Source organism: Lactococcus allomyrinae (assembly GCF_003627095.1).
Classification (GTDB): domain Bacteria; phylum Bacillota; class Bacilli; order Lactobacillales; family Streptococcaceae; genus Lactococcus; species Lactococcus allomyrinae.
Genome location: NZ_CP032627.1, coordinates 1,068,362 through 1,089,128, shown reverse-complemented (window position 1 = coordinate 1,089,128; position 20,767 = coordinate 1,068,362). Strand labels below are relative to the sequence as shown.

General features: G+C 38.7%; 19 protein-coding genes and 1 pseudogene. 15 read left to right on the top strand and 5 right to left on the bottom strand.

Annotated features, from left to right (window positions below):
• Positions 1-104: 104 nt before the first annotated feature.
• The 6 genes and pseudogenes from D7I46_RS05170 (at position 105) to D7I46_RS05145 (ending at position 5,500) form a co-directional block, all read left to right on the top strand.
• The gene (locus D7I46_RS05170) at positions 105-1,004 is read left to right on the top strand and encodes a DMT family transporter (protein WP_120771923.1); all 900 of its coding nucleotides are present in this window, start codon (positions 105-107) and stop codon (positions 1,002-1,004) included.
• Between the two features lie 186 nt (positions 1,005-1,190).
• On the top strand, positions 1,191-1,793 hold the full coding sequence (locus tag D7I46_RS05165; RefSeq protein ID WP_120771922.1) for an HAD family hydrolase: 603 nt from the start codon (positions 1,191-1,193) through the stop codon (positions 1,791-1,793).
• 94 nt (positions 1,794-1,887) lie between these two features.
• On the top strand, positions 1,888-2,619 hold the full coding sequence (locus D7I46_RS05160) for a YwaF family protein (RefSeq protein WP_120771921.1): 732 nt from the start codon (positions 1,888-1,890) through the stop codon (positions 2,617-2,619).
• A gap of 151 nt (positions 2,620-2,770) precedes the next feature.
• Positions 2,771-4,725, top strand: a pseudogene (gyrB, locus tag D7I46_RS05155) (DNA topoisomerase (ATP-hydrolyzing) subunit B).
• Positions 4,726-4,814: 89 nt separating this feature from the next.
• A complete protein-coding gene (gene arr / locus D7I46_RS05150) occupies positions 4,815-5,240 on the top strand; it encodes an NAD(+)--rifampin ADP-ribosyltransferase (RefSeq protein ID WP_420844008.1) in 426 nt (141 codons plus the stop codon).
• 80 nt (positions 5,241-5,320) lie between these two features.
• The gene (locus D7I46_RS05145; protein ID WP_120771919.1) at positions 5,321-5,500 is read left to right on the top strand and encodes a MarR family transcriptional regulator; all 180 of its coding nucleotides are present in this window, start codon (positions 5,321-5,323) and stop codon (positions 5,498-5,500) included.
• 73 nt (positions 5,501-5,573) lie between these two features.
• Here the strand turns inward: D7I46_RS05145 and D7I46_RS05140 are convergent, their stop codons facing one another.
• From D7I46_RS05140 to D7I46_RS05120, 5 genes are all read right to left on the bottom strand, one after another.
• Positions 5,574-7,181, bottom strand: coding sequence for an accessory Sec system glycosyltransferase Asp1 (locus tag D7I46_RS05140; protein WP_120771918.1), 1,608 nt, complete (start codon positions 7,179-7,181; stop codon positions 5,574-5,576).
• Complete coding sequence (locus tag D7I46_RS05135) at positions 7,178-8,722, bottom strand: glycosyltransferase (protein ID WP_120773296.1); 1,545 nt, start codon at positions 8,720-8,722, stop codon at positions 7,178-7,180. The genes D7I46_RS05140 and D7I46_RS05135 overlap by 4 nt, the downstream gene beginning before the upstream one ends.
• 95 nt (positions 8,723-8,817) lie before the next feature.
• Positions 8,818-9,792 (bottom strand): FAD:protein FMN transferase, encoded by a 975-nt coding sequence (locus D7I46_RS05130; protein ID WP_120771917.1) that lies wholly within the window; start codon positions 9,790-9,792, stop codon positions 8,818-8,820.
• Between the two features lie 62 nt (positions 9,793-9,854).
• Positions 9,855-10,796, bottom strand: coding sequence for an OB-fold protein (locus D7I46_RS05125; RefSeq protein WP_120771916.1), 942 nt, complete (start codon positions 10,794-10,796; stop codon positions 9,855-9,857).
• A 67-nt stretch (positions 10,797-10,863) separates the two neighbouring features.
• The gene (locus D7I46_RS05120; RefSeq protein ID WP_120771915.1) at positions 10,864-12,864 is read right to left on the bottom strand and encodes a KxYKxGKxW signal peptide domain-containing protein; all 2,001 of its coding nucleotides are present in this window, start codon (positions 12,862-12,864) and stop codon (positions 10,864-10,866) included.
• Between the two features lie 315 nt (positions 12,865-13,179).
• On the opposite strand from D7I46_RS05120, the gene D7I46_RS05115 reads away from it, so the two are divergent.
• The 9 genes from D7I46_RS05115 to deoD all read left to right on the top strand — a co-directional run bounded on the left by D7I46_RS05115 (position 13,180) and on the right by deoD (position 20,646).
• Positions 13,180-13,632: a MarR family winged helix-turn-helix transcriptional regulator gene (locus D7I46_RS05115; RefSeq protein WP_120771914.1), complete on the top strand. Its 453-nt coding sequence runs from the start codon at positions 13,180-13,182 to the stop codon at positions 13,630-13,632.
• The gene (locus D7I46_RS05110) at positions 13,629-15,185 is read left to right on the top strand and encodes an MDR family MFS transporter (RefSeq protein ID WP_120771913.1); all 1,557 of its coding nucleotides are present in this window, start codon (positions 13,629-13,631) and stop codon (positions 15,183-15,185) included. The genes D7I46_RS05115 and D7I46_RS05110 overlap by 4 nt, the downstream gene beginning before the upstream one ends.
• Complete coding sequence (locus D7I46_RS05105) at positions 15,185-15,904, top strand: DUF4811 domain-containing protein (protein ID WP_120771912.1); 720 nt, start codon at positions 15,185-15,187, stop codon at positions 15,902-15,904. Before D7I46_RS05110 ends, D7I46_RS05105 begins: the two co-directional genes overlap by 1 nt.
• 70 nt (positions 15,905-15,974) lie before the next feature.
• Entirely contained in the window at positions 15,975-16,274 is a 300-nt protein-coding gene (locus D7I46_RS05100) for a DUF2316 family protein (RefSeq protein WP_120771911.1), read from the top strand.
• 311 nt (positions 16,275-16,585) lie between these two features.
• The gene (locus D7I46_RS05095; RefSeq protein ID WP_120771910.1) at positions 16,586-17,341 is read left to right on the top strand and encodes a MurR/RpiR family transcriptional regulator; all 756 of its coding nucleotides are present in this window, start codon (positions 16,586-16,588) and stop codon (positions 17,339-17,341) included.
• A gap of 280 nt (positions 17,342-17,621) precedes the next feature.
• Positions 17,622-18,830 (top strand): phosphopentomutase, encoded by a 1,209-nt coding sequence (locus D7I46_RS05090; RefSeq protein ID WP_120771909.1) that lies wholly within the window; start codon positions 17,622-17,624, stop codon positions 18,828-18,830.
• Positions 18,831-18,884: 54 nt separating this feature from the next.
• Positions 18,885-19,289, top strand: a complete 405-nt coding sequence (gene arsC, locus D7I46_RS05085) for an arsenate reductase (thioredoxin) (protein ID WP_120771908.1) — start codon at positions 18,885-18,887, stop codon at positions 19,287-19,289.
• Between the two features lie 26 nt (positions 19,290-19,315).
• The gene (locus D7I46_RS05080) at positions 19,316-19,552 is read left to right on the top strand and encodes a zinc ribbon domain-containing protein (protein WP_120771907.1); all 237 of its coding nucleotides are present in this window, start codon (positions 19,316-19,318) and stop codon (positions 19,550-19,552) included.
• 389 nt (positions 19,553-19,941) lie between these two features.
• Positions 19,942-20,646 (top strand): purine-nucleoside phosphorylase, encoded by a 705-nt coding sequence (gene deoD / locus D7I46_RS05075; protein ID WP_120771906.1) that lies wholly within the window; start codon positions 19,942-19,944, stop codon positions 20,644-20,646.
• The last annotated feature ends 121 nt before the right edge of the window (positions 20,647-20,767 follow it).

The following is a 20,767-nucleotide window of genomic DNA, read 5'->3' as shown; positions in this document are numbered from 1 at the left end:
ATATTTACCAGCTTTTTTACTTTAATATTCAAGCTGAATATTATTCGTTTTATTTACATTTTTTTGTTCATGATGTCGCTCATGTCTTGTGATATAATGAAAAAATGAATGTTCAAAAACGTATTTTTAAAGGAACTCTATTTGCAGTGATTGCGGGCTGTATGTGGGGAATATCAGGGATCTTTGGTCAATTATTTTTCCGAGATTATCATGGAAATCCGCTTTGGATTACATCGACTCGTTTGACAGTGGCGGGTATTATTTTGCTTGGGATGTCAATGTTGAGGAGTCGTAAACGAATTTTTGATGTCTGGAAATCAAAGAAAAATATGCCAATTCTATTTTTATATGTTTTTGGTGGCGTTTTTTCGGTACAATATTTTTATTATGTAGCGATACAACTCTCTAATAGTGCAACGGCAACGATTTTACAATATGTAGCACCTGTTTTTATTATGCTCTATTTACTTATCTTTCGTCGTCAAATCCCAAAGTTTAAATCAGTTATCTTTGTAGTCTTAGCAATGTTAGGTGTTTTTTTGCTGATTACAAATGGAAATGTTGGACGTTTATCTATTAGTCCAATGGCGCTGTTAGCAGGTTTGTTAGCTGCTGTTGCAGTTGTGATTTATTCAATCGTGCCCAGACCACTACTGGACAAATATGGTGCGTTAAACATGACGGGCTGGGGAATGTTTTTGGCAGGTGTTGGAAGTAATATTTTTTATCCTGTTTGGCGTATTGATTTTCACGTTGATGCACTTGCTATTTTTTATATTTTGACGATTTCTATAGTGGGGACAGCAGTGGCTTTTCTTTTGCTCTTACGAGCTTATCAGTTGATTTCACCATTAGTTGTTTCGGTTGCAACGGCAACAGAACCCTTAACCTCAGTTTTTGTCAGTATTCCGCTATTTGGTTTAAAGTTGACACCCTTGTCAATTGTAGCGATTATTATTGTCATTGTTTCGGTTATTTTATTGTCAAAATCAGAACAAGCATAAGAAATATTCTGTCAGTATACTGACAGTTCTTGCAAATCGTGCACACACCTTGTGTAATTGATTTTACCCTTTTAGAAGTAAGTGAAAAAAGATGAAATTTTGAACCTACCCTTGAGCAGAGGCGAAAATTTACCTATTTTTCATTACTTCTGGACAGTCGGGCTTATATCTTGTTATAATACTAACATGGACTATAAAAATTATATCTGGGATTTGGGCGGAACTTTGCTAGATAATTATGAAAGCTCTAGTCATGCATTTGCAGCAACACTTTGGCAACTTGCTGAACGTGTTATTTTACACACAGAAGCTTACGATGCTTTGAAAATTTCAACTGCGTTTGCCGTTGAAAAATTTGCAAATGATGTTCCGGGCTTTTTAGAAGCTTATAAAAAGTTAGAAGCAGAGGTTTTAGAAAAGCCAATTCTTTTTGATGGTGCTGCAGATGTTCTGTCGCTACTTGCAGCATCTGGTCAGCGCAATTTTATGATTTCACATCGTAATAATCAAGTTCTATCCATCTTGAAAGCGGCAAAAATTGAACAGTATTTTACAGAAGTTGTAACCTCTGATAATGGCTTCAAGAGAAAACCGGCACCAGATTCCATTAATTATCTGATTAAAAAATATCAGCTCATCCCTTCAGAAACAGTAATGATTGGTGACAGAGCACTTGATATTGAAGCTGGGTGTACTGCAGGAATCGCTACTATTTTTTTTGATGCCAAGTTGACCTCAGATAAAGCGACACGTCATATTCAGTCTCTGCGCGAGATTATTCAGGACTAATATCAACAATTACGTCTTGTGCCGATATAAACTTATAAATATGGATTATTAAGCAGAAGATGAGCGATTGAATAGAATTAGTATAGAAAGTGTTATGAATTCATTTTTTGTCTCAAATGCAAACGCAAAAGGTCCAGGATTTGGTCTGTTTAGTCTTACTCACATCATCACACTTTGTGTTCTAGGAGTGATAAGTTTTTTTATTTGTCGTTATTATTTCAGAGCGAGTTTGATAAATCGCAATAAATTGCGGGTAATCTTGGCAAGTAGTATTTTACTGCTAGAAGTTTTTAAAGATATTGTTCTCTCAATCACAGGACAGTTTACTTTTGGGGATTTGCCGTTTCAATTATGTGGTATTGGTATCTTTATTGTCGCTTATGATGCATTTCGCAGCAATAAAACAAGTCGTGAACTAATGTATAGTCTGACTTTACCTGGCGCGATTGCAGCATTACTTACACCAGATTGGGTAACAAATCATTTCATAAATCTCTTTGTTTGGCAGAGTTTCATCATACATACGTTACTTGTTAGCTATGTATTGATGCGGATGATTGCCAAAGAGTTTCAACCTCAATGGCGTCAACTTTGGCGTGTCATTGTGTTTTTACTCATTATGACTCCAATTGTGTCTATACTTAATCGACAATGGCATCAAAATTTTTTCTACATTGAAACACCAGTGGCAGGAAGTCCGTTAGAACCAATCGCTCTCATCTTTGGATCTTTTTATATTTTAGGAATGGTGATTTTAGTTGCTGTAATTTGGTTGGTAATGTATCTTCCGTGGATTGTTCATGGACGAAAAAATATTAATAAATAAATATTTAAAAAGCAAACTTCAATCAAAGTTTGCTTTTTTTATACAAGGAGAAAAAAGCATGATACAGCGATTTGAAGCTACTCAGAACCTCGCAAAAAATGTCATTTTATGGTATAATAGAAACAAGTTTTCATAGAAATGAGAGTTAACTTTGAACGAAGAAAATAAAGATTTAGAAATGCTTGCTGATGCCTACGATGCCAGCCAAATTCAGGTGCTAGAAGGACTTGAAGCAGTTAGGATGCGTCCGGGGATGTATATCGGTTCTACTTCAAAAGAAGGACTGCATCATTTGGTTTGGGAAATTGTGGATAATTCCATAGATGAGGCTCTTGCTGGTTTTGCTAATCATATTGAGGTTTTCATTGAACCAGATAATTCAGTGACCGTTGTAGACGACGGGCGTGGTATCCCTATTGGCATCCAAGAAAAGACGGGACGGCCAGCAGTTGAAACTGTTTTTACTGTCTTGCATGCTGGAGGTAAATTTGGCGGTGGCGGATATAAAGTTTCAGGAGGACTGCACGGTGTTGGTTCTAGTGTTGTCAATGCTTTATCAACGACGCTTGACGTGACTGTCCACATAGATGGACAAAAATATTATCAAGAATATCACCGAGGAATCGTTGCAGACGATTTAAAAATTATTGGTGAAACGGATCATCGTGGAACAACTGTCCATTTTGTACCAGACCCAGAAATTTTTACTGAAACAACAGAATTCGATTATGAAAAACTGTTAACTCGTGTACGAGAATTAGCATTTTTGAACCGTGGTTTGCGTATCTCTATCACTGATAAACGTGAAGGTAATGAAAAAAATAAAGCGACTTTTCACTATGAAGGCGGGATTCAGTCTTATGTTGAATATCTCAACGAAAATAAAACAGTGATTTTTGAACCTGCGATTTTTACTGAGGGGAAATGGATGGCATTGCAGTCGAAGTTGCCATGCAGTATACAGATACCTACCATTCAGTGGTGATGTCATTTGCCAATAATATCAATACCCATGAAGGTGGAACACACGAACAGGGGTTTAGGACAGCATTGACACGGGTGATTAATAACTATGCCAAACAAAACAAAATCCTCAAAGACAACGAAGATAATCTCACAGGAGATGACGTGCGTGAAGGATTAACGGCTGTAATTTCTGTTAAACATCCCAACCCTCAATTTGAAGGACAAACTAAGACAAAACTCGGTAACTCTGAAGTTACAGGGATTGTAAATAAATTATTCGCCGAGGCGTTAACAACTTTTATGCTGGAAAATCCTCAAGTTGCACGGAAAATCGTGGAAAAAGGAATTTTGGCGAGCAAGGCGCGTATTGCTGCGAAACGTGCACGTGAAGTAACACGTAAAAAATCAGGATTAGAAATTTCAAACTTGCCAGGTAAATTGGCAGATTGCTCATCAAACAATCCTGAGCAAACAGAGCTTTTCATCGTCGAAGGAGATTCAGCGGGAGGTTCTGCAAAATCAGGACGTAACCGTGAATTTCAAGCCATCTTACCAATTCGCGGGAAGATTTTGAACGTTGAGAAAGCAACGATGGACAAAATCTTGGCGAACGAAGAAATCCGTTCATTGTTTACAGCGATGGGAACAGGTTTTGGTGCAGATTATGATTTGTCGAAAGCGCGTTATCATAAGCTTGTGATTATGACTGATGCTGACGTGGATGGTGCGCATATCCGTACTCTTTTACTGACTTTGTTCTATCGTTATATGCGTCCAGTTGTTGAAGCGGGATATGTTTATATTGCTCAACCGCCGATTTATGGAATTAAGGTCGGCTCAGAAACTAAAGAGTATATCCAACCTGGAGAAAACCAAGAAAAAGAATTGCAAGAAGCACTTGCACGTTGGGCGCAAGGTCGTACAAAACCGACTGTTCAACGTTACAAAGGGCTTGGTGAAATGGATGATCATCAACTTTGGGAAACGACAATGGATCCAGAACGTCGCTTAATGGCACGTGTATCCGTTGAAGATGCAGCAGAAGCAGATAAAATTTTCGATATGTTGATGGGGGATAGAGTAGAGCCACGTCGAGAATTTATAGAAGAAAATGCGCAATATTCAACGATTGATGCCTAAATTTTATATATAAAAGTCTGTCAGTATGCTGACAGCTTTTTAAATGGTATAGTATAGGTTTGCTTTTGATATTACAGTATCAGTGAGAGATGACTGACAGGAAATTTGGAGATGAAATGACAGAAATATTGGATGCTGGGCCTTTTTATCATGGAACAAAAGCTGACTTACAGATTGGGGATTTGCTGACAGCAGGTTTTCAATCAAATTATCAATCGAAAGTCATCATGAATCATATTTATTTTACGGCACTAGCAGATGGTGCAGGATTTGCAGCAGAGTTAGCACGAGGGCAAGGAAAGCCTAGAGTTTATCAAGTTGAACCAACGGGTGATTTTGAAAATGATCCAAATGTGACAGATAAAAAATTTCCAGGAAATCCAACCCGCTCTTATCGAAGCAGTCAACCTTTAAAAATTATTGATGAAATTCATGATTGGAAGAAACAAAGTCCAGAAGCAATCCAGAAATGGCGTGAAAAAATTGCTAAATCAAAAGGAGATATTCTTAACTAAATTGTAATGTATGAAAAAAATATAAATTTTTGATAAAATAAATTTGTTTTTAAAATATATTTAGTCTGTAGGAGACATTCATGGATAATAAGGCACTGGTACTTGAAGCTTTCCAAAACTCAGTAGAAATGCTGGATGCGAAAGCTGTGGCAGAAATCACAGGTATCGAAAAATCAGAAGTTTCAAAAGTTATTGCTAAGCTAAAAAAAGAAGGTGTGCTTACTTCACCAAAACGCTGTTTTTATGAAGTGGTAAAGTAATTACAGATAAAAATGTAAAAAAAATCATAACCCCAATATTTTAAGGTTATGATTTTTTCTTTAGTCAGTTTGTTCAAGAGAGTAGTTGATTTCCAAGTCCTTTCGTTACCTTATGAGTAAAGCTCAAGTCTTTGTGTTTGGCATCTTCAATCAAATCTTGCCAAGCTTTCCAAACATTTTCTTCGGAGTAACGCTCAGAAAGTTTGTAGGAATGCTCACTCATGGTTTGTAAAAGGGCTGGGTCATTGAACAATGTGATGAATTTATTTGCTAATCCTTGAATGTCATCAAATGGGATAATAAAGCCGTTTTCTCCATCAATAATAAGTTCATTTGGACCATAGTTTACATCATAAGTAACGCCGACCATTCCGTTACTCAAGGCTTCCAAAAGTGAAAGGTTAAAACCTTCCATGACAGAGGTTAGAGCGTAGACCTGCGCATCCTTTTGCAAAGCAGTTACGTTGTCAACATAGTCGTGGAGTTTGACTTTATTTTGTAGATTGAACTCAGAAATGGCGGCATTGATGGCTTTCAGTGCTTCGTCATCATCTCGGTGGTCAACATAGCCATAGACATCAAGGGTAAGATTGGGAACTGTAGCTTGAGCTAGTCCGATCGCACGAATCACATGGTCAATGCGCTTTTCAGGTGCAATGCGGCAGGTCATTAAAATATTCATAGAACGCTCAGAGATAGGGACGTGTGGGCTATTTAGAATTTCTTTATCCACCATACCGACAGGAATTGTGAAGAGTTTGCAGGTTGGTGCAAAGCGTTCTGCGACATCGTGACTTTGCTTTTCGGTAGCTGAAATGATGGCATCATATTGGTTAGCATTGCTTAGACTGTATTCATAAAAATTATTGAGGACGGAGTGCATGGGATTTTGAGCATCACCAGCATGAGAATTGTGTAAGTGTAAAGCGGTATAAGCAGGTTGCTCTAAGGATAACAGACTCCAGTCTCCCAAATGAGTGCGGTCAAGTACAAAAATATTTGGCTCAATCTCGGACCAATAATCGGTATTGATTAAATTGAAAAAATGTTGCGTGAGTTCATCAAGAGTTGAAAAACTGTAGATTGCAGGAGAGGTGGCAGCGGTTAAACGCCAGCCAGCTTGCAAAAATTCACCCTGACCATTATAGCGATTGAATGCCTCTAGAACAGGCTTTCCAGAGTAATCATACCAGATTTCAGTTCCGACTTTATTATCAGGAGTATACCATTGACTGAGGCTTAAGAAACCTCGGAAATCATAATGATTGACACGGTAAAGGTTTCCAAAACCATCAAAAAGCTCAGTCATGCTTACTCTTTCATTGCTATCTTCGAGAAAATAGCGCACACGTGCAAGAAGACTTTCACCTTGAAAAACCAAGTAAAGTGGTAGATTATCATCTTTGATGTAGGTTAAGTTTTGAAGTCCAAAGTCTAAATCTTTGGCTTGTAATATTCGATCGGTAACGGACTCTGCCTTTTGGAAATAGTCAAACATATTGAGCGTTTCGCTGTCACTGATACCAACACTATTGAGGTAGTAGTGGAGTCGTGGATTCCAATCACGAAAAACAAGTTTAAAGGTTTCTTTATGGTCTCTAAAAAGCTTGGCACGCTTGAGTTGGGCGTGTTCAATGCCTGAATTTTGTTCATTGAAACTTGAGTTGATAAAGAACTTCATGGGTTGACCTCCTTGACAAAGAGATTTTCAGCTGTAATTTGTGTTTCTTCCCATTTTTGCCACGCTTGTTCTTCGTTAAATGTTTGGGCTTTCTCATAAGCTGCTTGGGAGTAAGCTGTCCATTGTTTAGCGTCTGATAGGAGAGTGACGACAGCGTCGGCAAATTGTTCAACTTCGCCGAGTGGAACAATCCAGCCGTTTTTCTTGTGTTCAATGAGTTCACGCGTGCCATATTTTACCTTATAGGCAACGATTGGAACTCCGTAACTCATGGCTTGTAGTGTGGCGATACCAAAGCTTTCAGCATGAGCTGGGTTGATGACTAACGCTGCTTGTTTTAGAAGTTCAGCTAGCTCATCGCTGGATTTGTATCCTTTGAAATGGACATCAAACTGAGACATACCTGCTTGCTTGAACGCTTCTTTGAGTAGATTCTCCATGTTTGCGGGCGAGGGATAACCATAAAAAACGAGTTCGGCTTCAGGTTTTTGAAGCTTGATTTGTGTCAAAATTTCGACTAAATCCATGACACCTCGTTCTTCTGCGAGCCGACCAAGGACGATTATTTCATTGCATTTCCGTTCGGAGAGCTGGTGTGAAACTCTGTCGATGTGTTCGGAAAAAGTGTCTGGTAAGGCAAGCACACGCTTGAAACGGAAAACTTTATTGATTTCTATTTTTTGTTGTTGGGTGGGGACGATGATGCCATCAAGAAAAGGGATAAAACTTGTGAAAAGTGGACGGAGATAATCTTGGACTTGCACAGGTGTACCAGGAATTTGGTTGGGCGAATGGGCTTCGTGGAGATATTGCCATTTACCAACTGCGCCCTGAACTTGAATGAGGGTTGGGGCGAGAGAAATGCGGTCATTGATGAACACAGCATTTTCTTGAGCAGCAACTTCATTTAAGAAAAAGAGAAAAAGTTCTTCTTCGGTGCTGAACATATAGGCTTTTCCCTTATAGTCTATAAGCTTGTAAAGTGTGGGATGCAGCTCATTGTTGATGTTCATGTGGCTGATTTCGAGTTTAGGCTGCCCTTGTAAATCATAGAAAACTTCTGTTCCTAGGTTGCCATCAGGAAGGAAATATTGGGTGCAAGATTTGAAACCACGTCTATCCCAGATGTCTTTTGACATGAGTTCGAGATGGTCTGTATAGTATTCTATTGCACCTACTAAGCCAACGGTTGCAGGGGCTATCAGGACTTTTCCAATAATTTTTCCGTGATATTTGATGACGGATTCATTAGGATTTAGGCTTTCGATATGATAATAGCTTTTGTCAATTGCTTCAATGTAGCGCACATCAATGTCTTGACTTGGCACATCTAGCGTTTCTTGAAAATAATTATACATATTGAGGACATCAGCCATTTCAATATTGAGTCGTGCAGCGTCTTGGGCAAGTTGCGAATTGTAATTTTTAGTGAGTAATCTTGCAGGTAGACCGTGATTATTAAAGAGTTGAAGTCGTTTTGCAGCTGAGAACTCAGTTCCAGAATTAAGTGTGAAAATATTTTCATTCACGAAATAATTCATATTCTTTTTCATTTGTTTTTCCTTATTTTTGGTCAATTTTTACTGACAAAAATTCTGTCAGTGTGCTTACAAGCTTGGATGATACTGACAGAAGTTCATGATTTCCACTGATAGCTTGAATCAATGATTTGAACATCATTTTTTGACAATCCAACAATTTCTAAAGTCTTGTCACGATAGGCAAATAAAGCGCCGTAGAGAATATCATTTTGTGTTTCCCAATCTGGCAGTGTACCATTAGAAAAGAATAAACGTGTGGTTTCAATCTCACCGTCTATTGAATATTTTGAGAAAACGGTAATGCTTGCAAGTTGATTGTCGTGGGGATAGCCCGTCTCAGGATCTATGATATGATGATAACTTTTGCCGTCAATTTCAAGATGCCGTTCAGCAATGCCAGAAGTTACGGCAGAGCAAGCAGGAACGCTGATCACGGCAATCGGAGTGTTGTCAGCAATTAGAGGATTGCGTACGCCGACTCGCCAGAGTCCGTCAGTGTGCTGAGGAGCAGTTCCCATTGTGATAAGATTTCCACCAAGATTGATAATTCCCGAAGCAATGCCACGACTTCGCCAATAATCTTGCACACGGTCGGCGATATAGCCCTTGCCAATCCCACCTAAATCAAGCTCCATGCCTTTTTGCGGAAGAAAAACGGTCAGTGCTTTGTCATTGAAAATAATATCGTCAGCACTAATAAGAGCTTTGCGTGCCTGAATTTCGCTGTCAGTAGGGACTCGTGCGTCAGAAAATCCAATGTGCCACAATTTGACCAAAGGACCGATTGCCACATTGAAGCCGAAATGTTCTTGACTTTTCAAAACGGCAATTTTGACCAAATCATAAGTACTGACAGAAACTTGAGTAGGTCGAATTCCAGCCGCATGATTGATATCCATCACCTCAGACTCCGCACGGTTGACGGTCAATTTGTCCTCGAAATCGTCAATCAACTGACAGCTCTCATCAAGAATATTTTTATCAGTTGTACCAAAAATCGTCAAATCAATATTTGTTCCTAAAGCGAAATGCCGCTTAGAAATGTTGTATTCTGAAAAATTCGGAATCATAAATTCATCTTTCTATAATCAATAAGACTGACAGAATCTTCATCAGATGGTCAGCAATATTTTCAGTGCCAGCTATCAACTTTTGTCGTCTGAGGGAGATAAAAATCAACCGTTTCAAAAGCTTGTTCATGCGCAACATTATAATAAATTCCTACAGAGAAGCGATTCATCCGTTGAGCTGGATTTTGATTGACCAGAGCAAGATAATGCCCCACAACCCCACCGTCAGCAGAATGCTCAAAACCAGAGCCATCCATCCCCTTAAAACTATAAATGATTTTTCCGACAGTCACTTTCGCATCATCATATTGGATTTGCGCTGCAGTGTATCCCGCCTTGATGAGTGCATCATAGCCTGTTTTCTCTGCGAGGTAACTGTTAGTCAAATCTTCTGCCAACTGCTTTGCCCCAGCTTTAGTGAACAGATAAGTTTGCCCATTTTCTGCGGCAATGTTTTGCATTCCGGGATTGGGAATGTAATTATGCGCCTGTCTGAGCACTCCTTTTTCAGAAATACTATTGTTATATAGACATTCTGTGCGTGCATCCTCAATTTCCTTTGAAACAGTACTTCTATAAAAATTTGCTTGTCCATGATTCGCCGCAGCATTTGCTGACAGGATAATCTGCGTAGCATCATTCTCAACCAAAGCTGTCCAGTTACTGACAGACATTACTTCCGCAAATTTTGCCTGTAATTTTGTTCGTTCTTTTGATTTTGGCAATGCTGACAAGGTGTCAGCCATTTTATCAGCACTGACAGGATTTTTTTCGTATTCTGTCAGTAAATTTTTTGCATTCGTCAGTAATTTTTGATCTAAAAGTTGCTCCTTTACAGCCTGTTCTTGTTTTTCATGCAAGACTTTTAATTCTTGTTTTTTTATTTTGTTCTGCTGAATCTTTAACTGCTGTTCCGTTTTAAAAGAAAATTTTCCAAGCGCCGCAGCACAAACAAAAACAAGGATAAAAAGCACAATCAACCAACGATATTTTCTCATCTTCATTTATTGACACTCTTCATAAAAAAATCATCCATCCTAAGAGATGGATGATTTAAAACGCACATTCTGACTAATTGTGACGACGACGAATTTCAACACCAGCAAGGCTTAATGAAGAACTGAGTAAGACAGCACCCACAAAGAACAAACCAGCGTTTGAAGCTTCGCCAGTCTTAGGAAGACCAACACTAGCAGCACCAGCGACAACTCCTTTAGAAGAACTTAAGAAATCAGCAGCCGTAGCAAGTGGTACATTAACTTTCTTCACATCTTTGGCAGCATAGCTGGCCGCAGGAGCAAATCCAGCAGGGTCTGAGAATCCAGTAGCCGCAGCAGCAAGACTCTGATAAGCAGCTGATATAGCAGCTGAACCAGTCGCTTCAATTGCATTTTGGTTTGCAGAGAATGAAGCAATTTCAGCATTGTAGCTTGTCAAGAACGAATTTGCAGAAGCATAAGTTGCTTCAAGAGCAGCGATAGATCCATTCAAAGAAGAGGCTTCAAGAGATTGTGCAACAGCAGTAACAGAGTTCAGTTGGTCGGTAGTAAGACCATATGAATCAGCATTGGTCATCAAATCTTCAGCCGCTTCACGTTGTTGAGAAGCACCAGTCAAAGTATCAGCAAGGATAGCAAAGTCAGCAGCCTTTGAACCAACTTTTCCATCAACCGCTTTGGTTGCATCGTTATACAAGGCATCTCCAGCTTGTTCAGCAGCAAGTGAAGCTGCAGCGTAAGCCGCTGAGTTTGCCGCAACGTAAGCTGCTTCAGCCGCTTTATTTGCCGCCTTTTGTGAAGCTGCAGTAGATGAAGCCGCAGCAATGGCTTTGTTTTCAGCAGCTACAAGACTTTGACCAGCTTTATAAGCACTAGATGCAGCAGAAACCATGCTTGCATTAGCGGAGTATGAAGGAGTCAATCCAGCCGCAGTAGCAGAGTTAACCAATTTCACAGCAGTAGAACCAGCTGCGATTGCTTTAGCCGCATCTTGTTGAGCAACAACGGCTGCACTAGAAGCAAGAATCATTGCAGCTTCAGCTTGAAGTGAAGCGCCAGTAGTCGCATCAGCATAAGCTTTAGCAGGATTAGAGGTTACAAGAGCATTGTCTGCATCATTTTGGATTTTATTACCAATAGCAACCGCGGAGGCCGTAGCATTTACAGCAGCCGTTGAAGCCGCAGCTGCAGCGGATTGAGCAGCAGTATAACGTGCTTCGAGAGGAGCTGAGATGGCAGCAAATGAAGCAGCATCAGCAGTATAAGTTGCCACTTCGGCATCAGTCAAACCGTATGAAGCAGCATTGTTTACCAAATCTTGAGCAGCTAATTTTTGTTGAGAAGCACCAGTATTTGCATCAGCAATGATTGTCAAGTCAGCAGCTTTTGTCCCGATTTTACCATCAGTAGCCTTTGTTGCATCATTATAGATTTGGTTTCCAATAGCAGTTACCAAAGCCGCAGCGGCAGACGCAGTAGCTGCAGCTTTAGTCGCAGCGCTTTCAGCAGTAGCATAAGAGGCAGCCAAGGATTGACCAGTGGCATGAAGACTTGAAGCCGCAGCGATATAGCTAGAAGCAAGTTTTGCCGCAGAAGTTGTAGCGCTAGCTTCACTTGTAGCAACGGATACCGCACTAGCGATTGATTTATTCACTGCAGCATTTGCAGCGTTCAAACTTGCTGCACGAGCCGCAGCACTTTTTGCCGCAGAACTAGCAGCAGAAGCTTGGGCAGCGGCTTGAGCGGCAGCCTGAGCAGCGGCAGCTTGTTGAGCTGCAACATTTGCAGTTGCCGTATTCGATGAGGTATTCGTGACACTTGAAGTAGAAGCACTAGGAGTAGTGGCAGGTTTAGTCGTTGCAGTCGAAGTAGTGGTAGTCGTTGATGTACTACTGCTACTTGATGAAGAATCACTAGTAGCACCAGCCACAACATCAGGTGTAGAAGCGTGTACTATGACTGTAGGAGCAGTAACAGCGACGCCAGCAAGTACGGTCAATGCCGTAGCAGCATAAAGCCAAGACTTACCAGATTTCCAAGTACGGAAATGGCTTTGATGGGTTGAATTTTCCATAAGGTTTAAGGTCTCCTTTTTTCATAAAAATATTGATTCAATTGTCATGTCAGACTTGTCTTAAAACACCTCGACATTAAATTGAGAAATATTCTCAGAATAGTTATATACCTTATTTGGAACAATGTCAAACATTTGCCTATTTTTTCACAAAGATAACAATATTAACAATGGGAATACGTCAAAAAGGCTCTAAATTAATCTTAAAAATACAGATTTCATTAAAAAAGTCAACATTTATTCTTGACAAAAAAAGTAAACAGACTATAATGATTAACGTCGTTAATAAATATCGCCATTAGGGAGGAGTGAAAAATGGATTATAATCAATTGGCTGAAAATTTCTTTAAAGCCCTAAAAAGTAAAGAGCAGGTGAAAATGTGGGGCCGAATGAATGGTTACACACAAGGAGAACATCAAGTTCTATTTTATCTTTATAAAAATGCAGGGAAAGATATTTTGCCGAGTGATATTGCAAAATATACAGGGACAAGCACTGCGCGTGTTGCAACCATTTTGAACAACCTTGAAGAAAAAGGATTGGTTACGCGAGAAATCTCTCGTGAAGACCGTCGTAAGATTTTGGTAAGTATTACTGGCAAAGGACGTGATAAAGCAGATGCCTCGCGTTGTCAATTTATCCAAAATATTGCGAGAATCTTTGAAGAAATGGGTGAAGAACGAACACAGAGCTTCATCGAAAATTTCCAATTATTCATTGAAATTGGGATGAAGTATGCTCAAGAAGAAAAGGAGAAAAATAAATGACCGATGTAATGGAAAAAGATTACACAGTTGATATTCATGGTAAAAAATTCAGTAGAATTGCTATGGTTATCTTAATTTTTATCGGTACTTTCGGAGGGATGTTAATGCAAACATCACTCGGAACGGCTATCCCTACATTGATGAAAGATTTTAGTATTTCAATGTCAACCGCTCAACAATCAACGACTTGGTTTTTGCTTGCCAATGGGATTATGGTGCCATTATCAGCTTATCTAGCTACAAAATTTCCAACACGCTGGCTTTATGTTGCGGCATATATCGTACTTTTTGGTGGAATGTTCTTATCTTATAGTGCTCCGACATCAAGCTGGTCAATTTTCCTTATAGGACGTATCCTTCAGGCTTGTGCCGTTGGTGTGACAATGCCATTAATGCAAGTTGCCTTAGTTAATATGTTTAACCCTAAACAAATGGGGGCAGTCATGGGTGCAGGTGGTATCGTTATTATGCTTGCTCCAGCGATTGGACCAACTTATGCTGGATGGCTCATCGTCCATAAACTTAGTTTCTTTGGTTTGACATTTGCAGCGAGCTGGAGAACAATCTTCCTGATTCCAATGATTATCGTAGGGATTACGGCTGTACTATCAATATTTATTATGCGTGACGTCATTCCGAATCGTCCGATGAAACTTGATTTCATTTCAGTTGTCCTCTCAGTAATCGGTTTTGGTATTTTCCTTCTTGGATTTACCAATGTTGCTACTGATGGTTGGGGAGATTTTACAAATGTTATCTTGCCAATTGCTGCTGGGATTATCATTATTGGTATTTTCTCTTGGAAACAGCTTCGAATGTCTGACCCATTCCTCGACCTTCGAGTGTTTAAAGTTAAACAGTTTACACTTACTGTTATTGCGGCTGCCTTAGTCACAATGGCAATGATGGGTGTTGAAATGATGTTGCCACTCTATATGCAAGAAGTGCACGGTTTATCAGCACTTGATTCTGGTCTGGTTTTATTACCTGGTTCATTGATGATGGCTGTAGTTGCTCCTCTCGCAGGTGGAATTTATGATAAAATTGGTGCAAAACGTCTAGCGCAAATTGGTTTCGCTATTTTGGCAATTGGTACTTTGCCCTTTCTCTTCTTTACAGCTACAACACCAGACCATTTTGTAACTCTGCTTTATGGTTTGCGTATGTTTGGTGTAGGGATGGTTATGATGCCTGTGATGACTTCTGCAATGAATGCCTTGCCTGTCCAAGAAGTAGCACAAGGGACAGCTTCAAATAATACGGCACGTCAAGTTGCTTCATCTGTCGTTGTCGCCCTACTTTCATCAGTTGCGCAAAATGTAATTACTAATCATATGCCAGCAGCGCATCTTAAAGTGACAAATCCTCTCGCATATGCAGATAAAGCAATTAATGCGATGCTAACAGGGTATCATGCGTCATTTGCAATTGGCTTTGCTTTTGCCATTATTGGTTTCATCGTTTCATTCTTCTTGCGTAGCGGAAAAGTGCTTGCAGGCGGAAGAACCGCAACAGAAGTAAAGACTGAAGAAATGAAAGGAGAAATGAAATAATGCTCATCTTTATAGCAATTATCGCATTTGCGATTTTAACTTTCTACGGTTTTATGTTTCTAAAAAATCGTACAGTACGATGGACAGTTGGTGGAATCTCAATTCTCCTTCTTGCAGCTTCTGTAGGACTTTTGACACTACATATCAAAGATAATTTTGGTATGAAAGAAGTAACAAGTGTGACCAGCCATCAAATCTACACTGCAGGTGATAAAAATGCACCCTATGGTATGATGATTAAAGCCGAAATCGGTAAAAATACAAATAACTATGTCTTAGTTTTCCGAAATGAAGCAAATCAAGCAAAACCAGATACTAATTTCAAGCCTGATGAAAAACATATTGTTGAAGCTGTTAAAAAAACAGCAACTTATAAGTTAGCAGATATTGATACTGCCAAAGTGACAACAACAGCAATCCATCGTAAATTTTCATCAGACTTCATGAAAATGATGTTTTCTCTTGGAGGAGAACAAAATGAGCTAGTCAAACAACATTCAGTTGTTTCCGTACCACGTGATACTTGGCTTGTATTGACACAAGAGCAAGTTGAAAAGTTGACAAAAGAAGCTCCAGCAATGCAAAAACAAATGGAAGCTGAACTAAAGGCAAATCCAGCTAAAGCAGTACAACTTGCAGAACTCCAAAAAACAAATCCACAAGAATATGCAAAATTACAAGTTCAACAAATCAAACAATTACTAGGAATTAAAGAATAGTCAAGTCTCCAATATTAAATAGCTTAATAGGTTAGTCTGTTATCAATTATGAAATTTTGATAGGTAAAAAATGTCATTAGATAAAAAACAACGATCAACAACGACTAGTGAGTTTAACCAAAGTTTAGCTCAACTTCATTTGACAGTAGCCGAGCTTGCAGAATTTTTTCAAGTTACATCTGACAAAATTCAATCAATCATTGATATGGATGAGCGTTTGCCAGAAAATGTTTGGATTTTAAGAAACAATTTGTTAGAACGTTTTAAAGAGCAAAATATTACTCCGATTCAATTTTCTCAATTGCAAGGTGATTATCGTAACTATTGGTTTCTTGATAGTCAGTTGATTGATAGAAAAACGCTCGTTTGATTGTGGATAAGCATTTCTTTGTAGTAAGAAGAAGATTATAAAATAGAAAAAATACCAGCAATAATTGTTGGTGTTTTTTTATTATTGATGTAATAAAAAAATATTTTTGGTCAAGAAGTAAACTAAAAATTTAAAAGGTTTTTTACTTTATTCATGTTATAATAGGGGAAAACTAATGTTATTAATCCCGCTTTGAAGTAGAACGAAAGCAAGCACTTGCTAAGTTAAAACAAATAGGATTTTAGTTAGAGCCAAACAGTATTAGCCATAGTTTCATTTTGGCTATAAAAATTAAAATTGTAGGAGGAGTCATGGATAAGCTATCTGATGCAGAGCTTTATACTTGGGAATTTTTGGAGGAAAATGGTGCAAAAGTACAACTCTCCTCGATAACGCAAATAGCGGAGCTTGCGCACGTCAGTACAGCTACTGTGGTCCGAACATTAAAAAAACGTGGTTTTGAAGGTTATTCAGATTATAAAAATACACTGAAGCGCGGCAAAAATAATGAGCGAAATGAGAGAATAAAAGGACTTTCAGAAGAAGCGAGTGTATTTATTAATAAGAATATTGATGAAGTGCAAAGGACGATTAACCTTTTAGATGCTGATGAACTTGTTAAAATTGTTTCCGCTATAAATGAGGCCCATAGTATTATGATAGTGGCACGTGGTCCATCGGCAAGTGTTGCAGATGATCTTACACATCGTCTTCAGACTTTGGGTAAAAATGCTGTAAGTCGTTATTATGATAATATGGTACTTTATGCTGAAAGTTTAACAGCAAATGACCTTGTTATCGCAGTAAGTAGTGCTGGGGAAACACAGATGATTATCTCAGCAGTTAAAAAAGCTAAGAAAAACGGAGTTAAGACCGTTCTTTTAACTTGTAATTATCAAAGCACTTTAACGACTTTAAGTGACTTTGTATTGCGTTCCTACAAATCAAAAATTGAGAAGAGTAGACTTCTTGGTGATGCCTCAAGCCGGATGCCGTTGGAGCTTATTTGTCGTATATTGCTAGATTTAGTCGCCATTTATCAAGAAAAAGGAACGATTCGGGAATAATAGGTATTGCGTATAAAGTTCTATTTTTGAGGGCTGATTCTACGAATTAATCATGGCAGGAAAAACAATTCAAGCTTGTAAAGATTTTCTAATCTTAATCATAGAATCTGAAAAGCTTTTTAGCTGAAAAAACGCTATAATAATAAGTAGTTGCAATGTATCTTCTTGTTCATAATATTAATAATGTGTGAGTTCCATAATGAAGTCTAATAGGATTTGATGAGTGGTATAGTATTATATTCTGAACAGTTGACTTCTATATATTTTAAAGGAGAAAATAATGTCGAAAAAATTTGGTCGTGTTCATGTGATTGTCATGGATTCAGCTGGAATTGGTGAAGCACCTGATGCTAATCGATTTTTTAATCAAAAAACACCTGATACTGGTTCAAACACTATTGGCCATATTTCAGAAAAAGTCGGACTTGAGGTGCCTAATTTTCAAAAACTTGGACTTGGAAATATAACGCCACTAAAAACAGTTGCACCAACAGACTCACCGAAAGGATATACAACAAAACTTCAAGAGGTGAGTGAAGGAAAAGATACGATGACGGGGCACTGGGAAATCATGGGACTTGATATTACAAATCCATTCCCTGTTTATCCAGAAGGTTATCCAGAAGAGCTTCTTGTAAAAATTGAAGAATTTTCAGGGCGGAAAGTCATTCGTGAAGCTAATAAACCCTATTCAGGTACTGCAGTTATTGAAGATTTTGGACCACGTCAGATGGAAACAGGTGAGTTGATTATATATACATCAGCTGACCCAGTGTTACAAATCGCTGCTCATGAAGATGTTATTCCAGTTGATGAGCTGATGAAAATTTGTGAATATGTACGTTCAATCACACTCGTTGGTTCGCAATGGATGGTGGGACGGATTATTGCGCGGCCTTATGTGGGAACTGCTGGACATTTTGAGCGGACGGCTAATCGTCGTGATTTTGCTTTGGCACCATTTGGTAAAACGGTATTGAATTATCTTGATGAAGCTGGCTTTCCAGTGATTTCTGTGGGTAAAATTCACGATATTTACGATGGTCAAGGCATTAACAAAGATATGGGACATAACCTGAACGATATGGATGGTGTGGACCGTATGCTTAAAGCAATGACTCTCCCTGACTTTAACGAAGGTCTTCTTTTTGTAAACTTAGTTGATTTTGATGCAAAATACGGACATAGACGAAATCCAGAAGGATATCGTGATGCGATTCAAGATCTTGATGGGCGTCTTCCGGAGATTATGGAAGCAATGCGCGAAGATGATCTCTTGATGATTACGGCTGACCACGGTAATGACCCTACTTTTGTTGGAACAGATCATACACGTGAATATATTCCACTCGTTACTTTCTCGAAATCATTTAAGACGCCTAAACCATTGCCTATTGGTCATTTTGCTGATATTTCAGCAACAATTGCTGAGAATTTTGGTGTTCAAAAAGGTGAAATTGGTGAAAGTTTCTTAGACGAATTGGTCTAAAAGTCACTGACCGATTTCTGTCAGCACTGACAGAATGTTGAAAGAATGAACAAAATGAAAAAAATATACTTCCTCTGCACAGGTAACTCTTGCCGCAGTCAAATGGCAGAAGGCTTCGCAAAAAAATATTTGACTGATGATTATGAAATTAAATCGGCCGGCGTTGAACAGCATGGTTTAAATCCACGTGCTGTACAGGTTATGGCAGAAAGAAGTCTGGATATTTCAGGTCATAGTTCGGATTTGAGTGACCTTGGTTATTTTAACGCTTGTGATTTGATTATTACACTTTGTGGAGATGCGCGTGATAAATGTCCAATGATTCCTCATGGAATAGTACATGAACATTGGGATTTACCAGATCCTGCACAAGCTCTTGGCACAGAAGAAGAAATTTTGAGTGCTTTTCGTCAAGTGCGTGATGAGATTGAACAACGTGTGAAAGGTTTGATGAAGTGAAAAAACAGTTTTGCCAATCTTGTGGAATGCCAATTAGTGACTCGTCTTATAAGGGAACAGAAGCTGACGGTAGCTTTTCAGTAGATTATTGCATCTATTGTTATATGCAAGGACGCTTTATGCAACCTAATATCAGTTTTGATGAAATGGTTAAAATAGGACAAAAAGGTCTAGAAGCTAGTCCAATGCCCAAATTTCAAAAATGGATGTTCAAAAAGCTCTATCCAATGCAACTTAAAGGATTAAAACGCTGGAAAAAGTGACCCAAAAATTTGGTCAGTATACTGACAGAAAATTTACGTCATAATTTACCAGGACTAAACAGAAACTGTGTCAGCGGGGATTTTCTTCGCTGATGTAAGTGCTGATAATACTGCCATATAAGGTTTGTGGGAGAATGAGTTAGCACTTCTTAAATTAAAAAAATAAATGCTGACAGCTTTTTTGTCAGTACTGACAGAAATAAGAATGTTCGGATTATTGATCGGACGACATAGATTAAAGTGATTACTTCATTGGTGGAGGATTCTTTCCCTCTCTCACCAGTGTTAGTAGAACGAAAGCAGAGTTTAGTGCTGCTTATTCCCCCACATCTAAGAGGTGGGGAGTTAGCACGCACTTGCTAAGTTAAAGTAAGAAAAGGAAAAAAATTATGCCAACACCACATATCGAAGCTCAAAAAGGCGAAATCGCAGATAAAATCCTTTTACCAGGAGACCCACTTCGTGCGAAATTTATCGCTGAAAATTTCCTTGAAGATGCTGTACAGTTTAACCAAGTTCGCGGAATGCTCGGTTTTACAGGGACTTATAAAGGTCAACGCGTATCTGTCATGGGTACTGGAATGGGAATTCCATCCATCTCAATTTATGCCAATGAATTAATCACTGAATACGGTGTTAAAAAATTAATTCGTGTGGGAACTGCTGGTTCAATTAATGAAGATGTTCATATTCGTGACCTTGTCATCGGCCAAGCAGCTGCTACGACTTCAGCGATTGTTCGCAATGATTTTCCAGATTTTGATTTGCCACAAATTGCAGATTTTGACTTGCTTGATAAAGCTTATCATATTGCAAAAGATTTGGGGATTACGACTCATGTCGGAAATATCTTGAGTTCCGATTTGTTTTATGGTGGCCCAGATGCAGTAAAAGTGGGTAAACTCGGTGTTAAAGCGGTCGAAATGGAAGCTGCGGGCTTGTATTATCTTGGTGCAAAACATAAAGTTCAAACTTTAGGAATTATGACAATTTCTGATCATATTTTGACTGGAGAAGCAACAACTTCAGAAGAACGTCAATTGACTTTTACTGATATGATGAAAGTTGGTCTTGAAACATTGATTGCAGAATAAGTAAGATTTAATTCATCAACTTGAATAAAGTTGGTGTTTTTTATTATACAGGAAGAGCCCTTTTAAATACTGATTGAGTGTTTTTTTGATAAAATAGAGAGAGGTAGAAGGGAAGCTTAGC

Bases quoted from the DNA above. Each gene is read 5' to 3' on its own strand.
- D7I46_RS05170 (WP_120771923.1), top strand. From the start codon at position 105: ATGAATGTTCAAAAACGTATTTTTAAAGGAACTCTATTTGCAGTGATT.
- D7I46_RS05165 (WP_120771922.1), top strand. From the start codon at position 1,191: ATGGACTATAAAAATTATATCTGGGATTTGGGCGGAACTTTGCTAGAT.
- D7I46_RS05160 (WP_120771921.1), top strand. From the start codon at position 1,888: ATGAATTCATTTTTTGTCTCAAATGCAAACGCAAAAGGTCCAGGATTT.
- arr (WP_420844008.1), top strand. From the start codon at position 4,815: ATGACTGACAGGAAATTTGGAGATGAAATGACAGAAATATTGGATGCT.
- D7I46_RS05145 (WP_120771919.1), top strand. From the start codon at position 5,321: ATGGATAATAAGGCACTGGTACTTGAAGCTTTCCAAAACTCAGTAGAA.
- D7I46_RS05140 (WP_120771918.1), bottom strand. From the start codon at position 7,181: ATGAAGTTCTTTATCAACTCAAGTTTCAATGAACAAAATTCAGGCATT.
- D7I46_RS05135 (WP_120773296.1), bottom strand. From the start codon at position 8,722: ATGAATTATTTCGTGAATGAAAATATTTTCACACTTAATTCTGGAACT.
- D7I46_RS05130 (WP_120771917.1), bottom strand. From the start codon at position 9,792: ATGATTCCGAATTTTTCAGAATACAACATTTCTAAGCGGCATTTCGCT.
- D7I46_RS05125 (WP_120771916.1), bottom strand. From the start codon at position 10,796: ATGAAGATGAGAAAATATCGTTGGTTGATTGTGCTTTTTATCCTTGTT.
- D7I46_RS05120 (WP_120771915.1), bottom strand. From the start codon at position 12,864: ATGGAAAATTCAACCCATCAAAGCCATTTCCGTACTTGGAAATCTGGT.
- D7I46_RS05115 (WP_120771914.1), top strand. From the start codon at position 13,180: ATGGATTATAATCAATTGGCTGAAAATTTCTTTAAAGCCCTAAAAAGT.
- D7I46_RS05110 (WP_120771913.1), top strand. From the start codon at position 13,629: ATGACCGATGTAATGGAAAAAGATTACACAGTTGATATTCATGGTAAA.
- D7I46_RS05105 (WP_120771912.1), top strand. From the start codon at position 15,185: ATGCTCATCTTTATAGCAATTATCGCATTTGCGATTTTAACTTTCTAC.
- D7I46_RS05100 (WP_120771911.1), top strand. From the start codon at position 15,975: ATGTCATTAGATAAAAAACAACGATCAACAACGACTAGTGAGTTTAAC.
- D7I46_RS05095 (WP_120771910.1), top strand. From the start codon at position 16,586: ATGGATAAGCTATCTGATGCAGAGCTTTATACTTGGGAATTTTTGGAG.
- D7I46_RS05090 (WP_120771909.1), top strand. From the start codon at position 17,622: ATGTCGAAAAAATTTGGTCGTGTTCATGTGATTGTCATGGATTCAGCT.
- arsC (WP_120771908.1), top strand. From the start codon at position 18,885: ATGAAAAAAATATACTTCCTCTGCACAGGTAACTCTTGCCGCAGTCAA.
- D7I46_RS05080 (WP_120771907.1), top strand. From the start codon at position 19,316: ATGCCAATTAGTGACTCGTCTTATAAGGGAACAGAAGCTGACGGTAGC.
- deoD (WP_120771906.1), top strand. From the start codon at position 19,942: ATGCCAACACCACATATCGAAGCTCAAAAAGGCGAAATCGCAGATAAA.